The sequence below is a fragment of the Roseixanthobacter glucoisosaccharinicivorans genome (assembly GCF_043195095.2).
GTDB lineage: Bacteria > Pseudomonadota > Alphaproteobacteria > Rhizobiales > Xanthobacteraceae > NCEH01.
Genome location: NZ_CM195538.1, coordinates 4,762,501 through 4,774,637, shown reverse-complemented (window position 1 = coordinate 4,774,637; position 12,137 = coordinate 4,762,501). Strand labels below are relative to the sequence as shown.

At 68.1% G+C, this 12,137-nt stretch carries 7 protein-coding genes (1 of these 7 running past the window's edge); 3 read left to right on the top strand and 4 right to left on the bottom strand.

Features of this window, described 5'->3' with window-relative positions; all coding sequences use genetic code 11:
• Window positions 1–110: 110 nt before the first annotated feature.
• Together V5F78_RS21935 and V5F78_RS21930 are read right to left on the bottom strand one after the other, a co-directional pair.
• Window positions 111–4,415 (bottom strand): translocation/assembly module TamB domain-containing protein, encoded by a 4,305-nt coding sequence (locus tag V5F78_RS21935; protein ID WP_394072273.1) that lies wholly within the window; start codon window positions 4,413–4,415, stop codon window positions 111–113.
• Entirely contained in the window at window positions 4,415–6,250 is a 1,836-nt protein-coding gene (locus V5F78_RS21930; protein WP_394072271.1) for an autotransporter assembly complex protein TamA, read from the bottom strand. The genes V5F78_RS21935 and V5F78_RS21930 overlap by 1 nt, the downstream gene beginning before the upstream one ends.
• A 481-nt stretch (window positions 6,251–6,731) precedes the next feature.
• Between V5F78_RS21930 and V5F78_RS21925 the strand changes: the two genes are divergently transcribed.
• Window positions 6,732–8,000: a dicarboxylate/amino acid:cation symporter gene (locus V5F78_RS21925; RefSeq protein ID WP_394072269.1), complete on the top strand. Its 1,269-nt coding sequence runs from the start codon at window positions 6,732–6,734 to the stop codon at window positions 7,998–8,000.
• 34 nt (window positions 8,001–8,034) lie between these two features.
• Here V5F78_RS21925 and V5F78_RS21920 read toward each other — a convergent pair whose 3' ends face one another.
• A complete protein-coding gene (locus tag V5F78_RS21920) occupies window positions 8,035–8,637 on the bottom strand; it encodes a TetR/AcrR family transcriptional regulator (RefSeq protein WP_394072267.1) in 603 nt (200 codons plus the stop codon).
• 162 nt (window positions 8,638–8,799) lie between these two features.
• Between V5F78_RS21920 and V5F78_RS21915 the strand changes: the two genes are divergently transcribed.
• Together V5F78_RS21915 and V5F78_RS21910 are read left to right on the top strand one after the other, a co-directional pair.
• Window positions 8,800–10,095, top strand: a complete 1,296-nt coding sequence (locus V5F78_RS21915) for an MFS transporter (protein WP_394072265.1) — start codon at window positions 8,800–8,802, stop codon at window positions 10,093–10,095.
• Between the two features lie 28 nt (window positions 10,096–10,123).
• On the top strand, window positions 10,124–11,317 hold the full coding sequence (locus tag V5F78_RS21910; protein WP_394072263.1) for an acetyl-CoA C-acyltransferase: 1,194 nt from the start codon (window positions 10,124–10,126) through the stop codon (window positions 11,315–11,317).
• Window positions 11,318–11,353: 36 nt separating this feature from the next.
• Here V5F78_RS21910 and mbfA read toward each other — a convergent pair whose 3' ends face one another.
• Window positions 11,354–12,137: the 3' portion of an iron exporter MbfA gene (mbfA, locus tag V5F78_RS21905; protein WP_394072261.1), read on the bottom strand. 194 nt of this gene lie beyond the right edge of the window; the window shows 784 of its 978 coding nt (coding positions 195–978); its start codon lies beyond the right edge, outside the window; its stop codon occupies window positions 11,354–11,356.

The following is a 12,137-nucleotide window of genomic DNA, read 5'->3' as shown; positions in this document are numbered from 1 at the left end:
ACGCGCGGACGAGCGCTGAGATCTCCCACAAAACCGACGTTCGTCTACGCTAAGCCATTGTTTCACGTGAAACATTTTGGCGGGACCGGCGGGTCGGCGCGGGGAAAACCTTAATAATCCCATTGGGCGCCGATGCCCACTTCGGTGCCACCATCGGCCCCCGTCGCCCCTTGCAGGCGGATGTTGCGGGTGATGTCGATATCGACCGTGGCGGCGCTGGAACCCGAGGTGGTGCCCTGCCGCACGCCCAGATAGATGCGGTCGTTCAAGCGCTTGCCGATGCCCAATTGGCCCCCGGTGCCATCCGCGTTGGTGCCCACGTCCAGGCTATCCACGCCGAGCGAGCGGCGCAGCGAGGAGAGCGCGGCATTGCCGCTTCCCGAAAGGGTCGCCACCGTCTGCGCCACCTGCAAGGCCTGCCCGGCGCTGAGCTGGCCGGCCGAGCGGCCGAACAGCAGGCGCGCCACCACCTCATCCTGCGGCAGGGTCGGGGTGGAGGAAAAAGTGATTTCCGGCTGCGAGGCCCGGCCGGAAATGGTGACGCGGGCGGTCACGTCATTGGCGGTGCTCTCGGCGATGAAGTCGAGATCCGGGTCCGTGGTGCCGTTGAAGGTCACGCGGCCGCGGGTGAAATCCAGCCGCCGGCCGATGATGTCGAAGCGCCCGCGCAGCAGCTCGAACCCGCCCACCGTCACCGGCGCCGCGCTGGTGCCGCGCACATTGAGCGTGCCGGAAAGCTCCGCATCCACCCCCATGCCGCGCACGAACACGCGGTTGGGCGCGTTCACGCTCAGATCCAGGCTCGCCAGGAACGCAGCGGCGCGGGTGTCCTGCCCCCGCCCGCCCGGCCGCCGCGCGGGCACGGGCGGCACCGTGAAGGTCTTGCCCGGCGGCACGTTCACATGGCGCACATTCAGCGCCCGCGCCCCGCCCGGCAGACGGTCGGGAATATTGATGTCCAGCGCCCGCACATTGATCTGCCCGCCGATGGTGGGCCGGGTGGCGAAGGCGCCGCCGATGGCGATCTGCCCGTCGGCCACGAAGCGCACGATCTCGCTGTTCACGAGGCCCGCATTGTTCAGCGTCAGGTCGAGCCGGCCGGGGAAGCCGGCGGCGGGATCAAGCGTGACCGACCCGTTGCCCTGGATCGACCCGCCGTTGAGCGTCGCGGCCTGGAAGGAGGAGAGCGTGACCGAACGGTCGGTGCCGGTGACCACGGCCTGGATGCGATCCAGCGTCACCCCGTTCACCGCGTCCTCATAACGCCCACCGCTAATGCGCACGGTGCCGCCGGCGCGCGGATCGGCGAGGGAGCCGCGCACGGTCGCGTCCACCGCTGCCGTGCCGGTTGCCCGCGCGCCCGAGGTCGCGAGCAGCGCATTGGCGATGGCGAGCGAGATGTTCCCGCGCATCGAGAGATCCAGCCCATTGCCCTGGAACGGCACGGTACCGTTGATGGCGACGCCGGACAGCGCGGGCCCGGAAATGGTGGATGCGATGCGCACGCTGCCGCCGTCGAGCGTGCCGTTGGCGCGCAAATCGAACGGTCCGGCGCCCGCGCGCGCGATATCGGGGCTGGTGGCGCGGAGCACGGTGAGATCATAGCGGCCCGTGGGGGCTGTCGCGGGGCCGGTGATGCGCGCGCTGGCGTTCACCGTGCCGGAGAGGTTCAGCGCCGGATCGGCCAGCGCCGCGAGCGCCAGCGGCAGGGCGCGAATATCCACCGTGAGATCGAGCGCATCGCCCGCGCTGCCTTGCACCGTCACGGTTCCGCCGCCGGTGGCGAGCGCGAAGCGGTCCACCGCCACCGTGCCATCGCGCACCGTCACCGTGGCGGGTGCGGAGAGCGTGACATTGGTGCCGGTGCGGGCGATCCGCAGCGTATCGAGGCGGAAGGCCTGTTCCTGCCCGGAGGCGGTGAGCCGCCCGGCGGCCGCGATGGTGGCGCCCTGGGCATCGGCATTCAGCGTCAATGCGGTGCCGCCGCCGGCCTCGCTGGCGACGATGCGCGCCCGCGACACCTGGAGCGAACCTGAGGAAATGCCGGTGGCATCCACCGTTCCACGCAGCGCCCCGGTGCCGGCGCGCGGGTCGGCGATGGACAGGTCGATGCGGGCGCCCTGCACCCGCTGGCCGGCCACCAGCACATTGTCGAGGTCCGCCCGCAAGGCGATGCGCTGGGTGCCGGCCATCTCGTCGAGCACGATATTGCCCTCCGCGCGGCCGGCAAGTTCGGTGAGGGCGAAGGCGGACACATCCGCGAGATTGCCGGCGGAGAACGAAACCTGCCCGGTCAGAAGGCCGCTCGCGGCGGCGATCAGCGCGCCTTGGGCGCTCACGGAGCCGACCGCGAAATCAAGGCCACTCAAGGCGCGGCTGCCATCGGCGCCGGTGGCGAGGGTCGCCGAACCGCGCGCCGGCTTGCCGCCCACCTGGCCGGCGAGCCGGGCATTGCCGCCGATCCGGCCGGTGAGATCCTTCAGGTCCGCATCCAATGTGAGGCCGGAGATCGGCTGTCCCATGGCCTTGCCCTGGTCCACCGACAGGCGCGCCGTCACATTGAGCGCATCGAGCGTGCCGGAGAAGGCCGCGCGCCCGTTGGCTGCGCCTTCGAGCCGGGAATCCAGCCGGGAAAGATTGCGCAGCGCCACTTCGCCGATGAGATCGGCGGCGCGGCGATCGACCTTGCCGTTCACCGCCAACGTGACGCCGGCGGCATCGAGCTTGAGGTCTTGAACCGTGAGCGCCCCGTCGCCCGCATAGGAGAGGCCGCCTGCCACCTGCGCCGCACCGCCCACGAGGCCGTCGGCAGCCGCGATGCCGGTTTCCACATCGCGGGAGGAGCCGTTCAGCTTCAGGGCGATGGCGCCGTCCGACCCGACGCGCTTCACCTCGGCATCGAGGGCGATCACGCCGCGCAGCGGCTGATGGGCGAGCGGAGCCAGCGCGGCGAGATCGAGGCGCGGCATGCGCACCGTGCCATCGATCATGTCGGCGCCCGCGCGGCCGGTGAATTTCAGGTCGAGCCCGTTCAGCGCCACCGCGAGATCGCGCACTTCGGGCGCGCCGACCTGCGGCAGCACGCCGGACAGCGCCAGCGTGCCACGCGGCCCGAGCGCCTTGGCCACGGCGGGATCGGCGGCGGACAAGCCGTCGGCGGCGGCATCGGCGCGGAAGGTCAGGCCGCCCGCACCGTCATCGGTGGTGCGGGCCGTCAGGGTCAGGATTTGCGCGCCATAGCCCGCGCCCGTGATGCCCTGGGCGGAGGCGGTGACCCTGGCGCGGGGCGCCGCGAGCGGTCCGCTCACCATCCCGTCGGCCGTCAGCGCGCGCCAGCCGATGCCGGGAAGCAAGACGGAAAAGGCCGCAGAATCGCCGGCGGTCGCGGAAAATTTCACATCCGCCGTCCCCTCGGCGGTCTGGAAAGTGCCGCCCAGGGTGGCCGAAAGCCCAGCGGAAGCCAGCGTGAACCGGCGGATCGAAACGGTCAGCGCGGGATCGACCAGGACCGCGGCGGCAAGCTCCGTGCGGCCCGCAAACAGGGACGCGACATTGGCGGGGAGCGCTTTTTGCAGATCGCCGGTGAGCGCGAGCGTGGCGAGATGGGAAGTGCCCTGCGCCACGATATCGGCGGTCCCCTCCAACCGCAGCACCGAGCCGGCGGTGGCGTTCAGCGTGCCGCTCCATTTTTCCAGCGGGCCGGAGCCTTTCACCTGGGCATCGAGCGGCGGCAGCCCTTCCAGCGCCGCCATGCGGGCGACGAGGCCGCCGGCCGGCTCGCGGGCGGTGAGGTCGAGGTCGAGCGTGCGCGCCTCGGGCACATAGCGAATGGAACCGCCGACCGAGCCCGGCTCGTCGCGCCGCTCCAGGTCGAACTTGAGCGAAATGCCCTTGGCGGGCTCCATCAGGCGCAGGCCGCCTTCGAACTGCAATTGCGCCTTGCGGCCCAGAACCGGCTCGGCCAGGTCGATGCGGTCGAGCGCGAGGCGGTCCACGATCACGCGCAAGGCCACGCCGCCCCCCTTGCCCGAAGGCGAAGCGGGCGCCGGAAGATCGGGCGCGCGCAGCACATTCACCCGCGCCGCCTGGACCAGGGCGACATCCACCGTTCCCGACAGCAGCGCGAGCGGCGACCAGCGCAGCCGCAGGTCTTCCAATTCCAGGAAATTGCCCTTCGGATCGGCCAGTTCGACCCGTGCGAGCGCGATGTCACCGGGCACGAAGCCGGTGAGGCCCGTGAGCGTCACGCGCAGCCCGTTCGTGGAGGCGAGCTCGGAGGCGAAGCGGGCGAGAAACGCCTTGCCCGGCGGGGTCTGCACGATGCCGAAGGCGAGCAGGGCGAACGCCACCACCGCGATCAGCGCGACCGCCACCACCTGCGCGATGCCTTTCAGGATGCGGGAGAAGAGCGCCATCAGAAGGACTGCCCCAAGCTGACGTAGAGGCCGTAATGGGTGCCGGCCACCTGCGGATTCACGGGGAAGGCCAGATCGAGGCGGATCGGGCCGATGGCGGTATAATAACGAAGGCCGATGCCATAGCCATATTGCAGCTCCCCGAAGTCCGGCGTCTCCGAGGCGAAGGCCGCACCCATGTCGAGGAACGGCACGATGCCGATCGTATCGGTGACGCGGATACGCGCCTCCACCGAGGCGGCGAAGAAGCTCAGGCCGCCGACGATATCGCCGAAGGCATCGCGCGGGCTCGCAGACTGGTAATCATAGCCGCGCAGCGTGCCGCCGCCGCCGACATAGAACAGGCGCTGCGGGGGCGCGTCATAGAAGTCCGCGCCGACGATCGAGCCGGCCTGCACCCGGCCGGCGAGAATATAGCGCTTGTCCTCGTCGAAGGCGTGGTAGGCGGCGATCGAGCCCTTCATCAGAACCGGGCCGGCGCCGGATTGGCCGAACATGGCGAACGGCTCGATGGTGGCGCTGGCGCGGATGCCGCGGGAGGCGTCGAGCGGCGAATCCGTGGTGTCGTAATTGGCTTCGACGGGCACGCCGACGATGGTGTAATCGCGCAGGCTGACCGCGTTCTCCACCTGCGACTGCTCCAGGTCCACGCCCACCTGCATGTTCAGCGTATCGTCGAAGCGATGGCGAATGCCGCCGACGAAGGTCTCGCCCTGGCGCACATAGGCGTTGGTCACTTCCCGCAGGATGGCCGCCTGGGCAACGAGATCGTCATTCGGCGTGATGATGCCGGGCTTCATGAAGGTCGCGGCGAAGCGATAGCCGAACGGGTCGGCGTTCGGCACCGAATCCGGCTCCTTGCCGAACCAGGACACCTGCCCGTCGAGTCGCAGCGTCTCGCCGCCGCCGAACAGATTGCGGTGGCCCCAGAAGACATTGGCCGCAGAGCCGTCGGTGTTCGAATATTTGGCGCTGAAGCCCACATAGCGCGGGTCGCGCTCGCTGATCTCCACCTCGATGGGCAATTGGCCCTGCGCGTTCAGCCGGTCCGCCTCCTTGAAGCGCACGCCGGCAATGATCTCGAAGGTCAACAGCCGCTTGCGCAGCGCCGCGAGGCGCGCGGGCGAGAACGGCTCGCCGGGACGGATCTCAATGCGCTCGGAAACGAATTCCGGCTTCAGCGTCTTGGTGCCGGAGACGGTGAAGGGCCCGAAGGTCGCCACCGGGCCGGGGGCGACCAGAAAGATCACGTTCAGCGTGTGCCCGGCATGGTCGGCCACCACGTCCTTGCCCACCACCTTTGCGAACGGATGGGCGGCATCGCGCAGGGCGGAGACGATGGCGCCCTCGGCGCCCAGCACGGCCGTGGAGCGCGCGGGCTCCCCCGCGATCAGGCGCAGGCGGCGCGGCGGCGGCGCCTCGGCGAGCGGGCGCTTGGTCGCCGCATCCAGAACCTGGATGGTGCCGAAGGTGAAGCGCGGGCCGGTTGCCACCCGCACCACCACCGGCACCGGGCCTGCCGCCCGCGCCGCATCGACGGCGGGAAACACGTCCAGCGCGTCAGGTGGGCGGCCGGCCACGAGAATGGTTATCGTGCCGGCATAATAGCCCTGCGCGTACAATGCAGCGATGATGCGGTCGCGATCCGCCAGCGCCCGCCGTACCAGGCCAGCGGCGCCGGAGGGTGCGTTGCGCTTGAGGGATTCGAGATTGGATGCGGCCGACACGTTGGATTTCAGGTCGGCATCGCCGGTGACGTCGAAGGTCACGGTATAGGGCACCGCATCCGCCGCCGGTGCCTCGTCCTTGGCGCGGTCGGGATCAAACCAGGCCATGGCGCGGTCGAAGAAGGTGGCGGCGTTATCGGCCGGCGCGGGCGGGGCGGCTTGAGACGGCGGGGCGGATGGCGCGGAGGGGGCCTGGGCCAGGGCGGCGGACGTAAAGAAGCATCCCAGCAACAGGAGGCCGGAAAGGCAGGACCCGCGGAGCGCCGCCGCGCAAGGGGCAATGTTTCGCGACATTGGCCGCCATGGAGCATTCCGCAAAATGTGCTGCCCGTCAGCCTCCCTTTTCGCGGGCATTGTACCGGCGCGGGCGCCGCGCGTCCATCCACGGGGGCAATCGCGCTTAACGTTTCATGAAGCTAAAGCTCTGGAAATGCTGGCGTGCCATTTTGGCCACCCTGGCGCGGACAGTGTCGCGCACCGCCCAATTGGCCGCGCAAACGGCTCGACACAATTCAACGGGAATGCAAATTTCGCAGGGCCTGTGGGGGGCAGCCGGCGCTTGGACGCCGGCCGGGGATTGGGGGACGGCGTGAAGCACAAACTCACGGTCTATATCGGCATCGCGATGGTGCTCGGCATCGTCGTCGGCTACACCAATCACATGCTCTGGCCCGACCCTGACACGGCCCGCCAGATCGCCGATCACATCTCCCTGCTGACCGAAATCTTCCTGCGGCTGATCAAGATGATCATCGGCCCGCTGGTGTTCACCTCGCTGGTGGCCGGCGTCGCCCATATGGGCGACATGAAGACCATCGGCCGCGTGGGCGGCAAGGCGATGGTCTGGTTCATCACCGCCTCGCTGGTGTCGCTGTTCATCGGCCTCATCATGGTCAACCTGCTGCAGCCGGGCCATGCGCTGAATATTCCGCTGCCGGCCGTGAACACCGCGACCGGCGTGCAGGAGGCAAACTTCTCGCTGCGCGATTTCATCAAGCACGCGGTGCCCGATAGCGCGGTGGGCGCGCTCGCCAATAACGAGGTGCTGCAGATCGTCGTGTTCGCGATCCTGTTCGGCCTTGCCGCCGCATCCGCCGGGCACAAGGCGAAGGTGCTTGTGGGCTTGATCGAGGAAGCCTCCCACGTAGTGCTGAAGATCACCGGCTATGTGATGGCGCTCGCGCCGATCGCGGTGTTCGCGGCCATGGCGGCGACCGTCACCGAGCATGGACCGGGCATTTTGTTGAGCTACGGCCGATACATGGCCTCGTTCTATTTCAGCCTGTTCATCCTGTGGCTGGTGATGGTGGCCGTGGGCTATGCGATTCTCGGCAAGACCGCGCTGCGGGTGGTGAGCCTGGTGCGCGCGCCGTTCGTGGTGGCCTTCACCACCGCGTCGAGCGAAGCCGCCTATCCCAGCATGATGCGCCAGCTGGAGAAGGTGCCGGTGAGCGAAAAGATCGTCAGCTTCGTGCTGCCGCTCGGCTATTCGTTCAATCTCGACGGGTCGATGATGTATTCGACCTTCGCGGTGATGTTCATCGCCCAGGCCTATGGCATGGAGATTTCCACCACCCAGCAGATCGTCATGCTGCTGACGCTGATGATCACCTCCAAGGGCATGGCCGCGGTTCCGCGCGGCTCGCTGGTGGTGGTGGCGGCGACGCTGGAGATGTTCCACCTGCCGGCGGCGGGCCTGCTGCTGGTGCTCGGCGTGGATCAGTTTCTCGACATGGGGCGCTCGGCGACCAACGTGCTCGGCAATGGCATCGCCACCACCGTGGTCGCCAAATGGGAAGGCGAGAATGTGGACGCCGGCACCACCGACGAGGACGAGGAACTGGCCGCGGCGGCCTGAGGGCGTGGGCCTTCGGCGCCCGCCATGGCAGCGGTCAGGCGGACGTCTCCGCCTCCGCAAGAGCGAGCAATTGCGCGTGCACGCCCTCCAATATCTCCTGGGATAAGGACGCATCGCTCCTGGCGACCGCGCGGGCGAGCGCCATGCCGCCCACGAGGGCGGAAACCATGAGCATCGCGCGCGCCCGGCGGCTGGTGTGATTTTTCGCGCCGTTCTGCGGCAAAAGGCTTTCGAACGCGGCGATATAAGCCTCAATGCCCGTGGTGAAGCCCTGCTGCACCTTGGCGTCCTGCTGGTCCACCTGGGTTGCGACCGCGGCCATGGGGCACCCCTCCTGCGGGGCGTCGCGATGGGCCAGGGAGAGATAGGACTCCAGGTAGCGCGGCAAGCCCCCGCCTCCGGGAGCGGCGCGCGCGGTAACTCGCTTCACACTGCGCGCGAAGGCGGCATCGAACGCCTCGACTGCGAGCGCATCCTTGGACGCGAAATGACCGTAGAAGCCGCCATGGGTAAGGCCGGCGGCGCGGGTGATTTCCGCCACGCCCACGCCGTCGAATCCGCGTTCGCGGAACAGGCGCGCGGCCGCGGCGATGATTGCGGCGCGATGTTCGGCCGCCCTCTCCTTTGAAACCTTCATAGGGACACCCTCCCCTGCGCCACCTGCCTCCGCAGCCAGGGCCGCGTTCTGCGGGGAACGCTCGGCTTGACTTTAATCATTATATTCATAATTTATACTCAAACATGATGCTTGTCATCATTATTCCCGTGCGAGCCGTCTCGCCGTCGCGGAGCCGTCCTGATGCTGTCAAACCGCCTCGCCGCCTATCTTGCGGCCCGTAACATTCATTATGGCTGGGTGGTCGCCGGCGTCACCTTCCTCACCATGCTGAGCGCCGCCGGCGCGGTTGGGGCTCCGGGGGTTCTGCTGCTGCCGCTGCAGCGCGAATTCGGCTGGTCCACCTCCGAGATATCCGCCGCGATGGCGGTGCGGCTGCTTCTGTTCGGGCTCATGGGTCCGTTCGCCGCCGCGCTGCTCAACCGCTTCGGCCTGCGCCGCATCGTTCTGTGCTCGCTCGGCCTCGTCGGAGCCGGATTGCTGCTTTCGCTGGCGATGACGCAGGTGTGGCAATTGATTCTCCTGTGGGGCGTCGTGGTCGGCTTCGGCACCGGCATGACCGCCCTGGTGCTGGGCGCGACCGTCGCCACCCGCTGGTTCTCCCACCGGCGCGGACTGGTGATTGGCCTGCTGACGGCAAGCTCGGCCACCGGGCAATTGGTGTTCATGCCCGCGCTCGCCATGCTCTCCGAGCATTATGGCTGGCGCGTCGCGCTGGCGCTGCTGTGCTTCATGCTGGCCCTCGCCGGGCTTGCTGTGCTTGCTTTGATGCGCGATCGCCCCTCCGACCTTGGGCTCTTCGCCTATGGGGACACCGGCCCGGCGCCCGCGCCCCTCGGCCCGCCCCGCTCAGTGGCCATGGCGGCGCTGGAGGCGCTGCGTCTTGCCGCGAAATCCCGCGTATTCTGGGTGTTGTTCGCGACATTCTTCATCTGCGGCGCCAGCACCAACGGCCTGATCCAGACCCATCTCATTCCCCTGTGCGCGGATTTCGGCGTTCCGGAAGTCAGCGCGGCCAGCATGCTGGCGGTGATAGGCGTGTTCGATTTCATCGGCACGGTGGGGTCGGGCTGGCTATCGGATCGCTATGACAACCGCTGGCTGCTCGCCTGGTATTACGGCCTGCGGGGCCTCTCCCTGCTGTATCTGCCGTTTTCCGATTTCACCTTCTACGGCCTCTCCATTTTCGCCGTGTTCTACGGGCTCGACTGGGTGGCCACCGTGCCACCAACGGTGAAGCTGACCGCCGAGCGCTTTGGACGGGAAAAGGCGAACCTCGTGTTCGGCTGGATCTTCGCCGGCCACCAGATCGGCGCGGCGACTGCCGCATTCGGCGCCGGCGTCTCGCGCACCGTGCTTTCAAGCTATCTGCCAGCCTTCTTCATCGCTGGCGCGCTGTGCCTGATCGCGGCGGCGCTGCTGGTGACCCTCAAACGCAGGGGCGCGGACGTGATCCCCGCCCCGGTTCCCGCCGAATAGGACTTCGGCTTGCAACGGAGGCCGCATCATGCCCGCCCATTCCGATCCCATCGTGATTGTTTCCGCGGTTCGCACGCCGCTCGGCCGCTTTCTCGGCGCGCTCGCCCACGCCCAGGCGCCCCAGCTCGGCGCGCATGTCATAAGTGCCGCGCTTGAGCGATCTGGCCTTTCAGCCGACCGCATCGACGAAGTGCTCATGGGCTGTGTGCTGCCCGCTGGGCAGGGGCAAGCGCCGGCGCGCCAGGCGGCGCGCGGCAGCGGCCTGCCCGATGCAACCGGCGCAACCACCATCAACAAGGTGTGCGGCTCGGGCATGAAGGCGACCATGCTTGCGCATGACCTGATTGCCGCCGGATCGGCCGAGATCGTCGTTTCGGGCGGCATGGAATCCATGTCGAACGCGCCCTACCTGCTGCCGAAGGCGCGCGCCGGATATCGTGCCGGCCATGCCCAGGTGCTCGACCATATGATGCTGGACGGGCTCGAGGATGCCTATGAAGGCGGGCGGCCCATGGGCGATTTCGGCGAGGCAACGGCGCAGGCCTATCAATTCACCCGCGCCGACCAGGACGCCTACGCGATCGAGACCTTGACCCGCGCCCGTCGCGCCATTGCCGACGGCGATTTCAAGGCGGAGATCGCCCCGTATGCGTTGAAAGCCAAGGGCGGCGACCTGCTGATCGAGGACGACGAAAATCCCCTTAAGGTCTCGCCCGAGAAGATCCCTGGGCTCAAGCCAGCCTTCCGCCCGGACGGCACCATCACCGCCGCAAGTTCCTCGGCAAATGCGGACGGGGCTGCCGCCTTGATCCTCACGCGCCGCTCGATCGCCGCGCGCGAGGGCCTGCCGATCCTGGCGGAAATCAAGGCCCACGCCACCCATTCCCAGGATCCGGCCTGGTTCACGACCGCCCCGATACCGGCGATCCGAAAGCTGCTCGCCAAGACCGGCTGGAGCGTGGAAGATGTGGACCTGTTCGAGATCAACGAAGCGTTCGCCGCCGTCGCCATGGCGGCGCAGCACGATCTCTCGATCCCGCGCGAGAAGCTCAATGTCAACGGCGGCGCCTGCGCGCTCGGCCACCCTATCGGGGCCACCGGTGCGCGGTTGATCGTCACCCTGCTGCATGCGCTGGAGCGGCGTAGCATGACGAAAGGCGTCGCCGCTTTGTGCATCGGCGGCGGCGAGGCGACGGCAATTGCGGTCGAACGGGTGCAATGACGACCGCGCGCAGCGGATCCAACCGGGTGGACCGCCTCAGCCACTGCCAATGAGGATGCCGGCGGCGAGCACCAGTGCGCCGCCGAGCACGACCTGGAACACCGCCCGCACGAACGGCGTCTCCATATATCGGTTCTGAATCCAGGCGATGGCCCACAATTCGATGAACACCACGATGACCGCGAGGGAAGTGGCGGTCCAGAACTCCGGGATCAGATAGGGCAAGGCGTGCCCAAGCCCACCGACCGCCGTCATCACCCCGGATGCGATGCCCCGCTTGATGGGCGAGCCGCGGCCTGAAATCACGCCATCGTCGTGGGCGGCTTCGGTAAAGCCCATGGAAATGCCCGCCCCGACCGCGGCTGCAAGACCCACCAGCAAGGTGGTCTGCGAATTCTGCGTGGCGAAGGCGGTGGCAAAGATTGGAGCAAGGGTGGAGACCGAGCCGTCCATCAATCCGGCCAGGCCCGGCTGCACCCAGGTCAGCACGAACTGACGCCGGGCGCGGCCCTCTTCCTCGGCCTTCACGTCGTCGGGCCGGTTGGCGGCCTCGAGTTCTTCCGCAATGGCCTGATGATTTTGTTCCTGGGTAGCGAGGTCTCCGAGCAGGCGGCGCGTGCCGGTATCGCTCGCGCGTTTTGCGGCTTCGAGATAGAAGCGGGCGGAATCCTCCTCCATCTTGCCGATCTCGGCGCGGATGCGCTCGATTCCGAGATTCTTGATCAGCCAGACCGGCCTACGGGCATAAAACCCGGCCACGTGCTCGCGCCGGATGAGCGGAATGTGGACGCCGAAGCGGCGCTCGAATTCTTCAATCAGA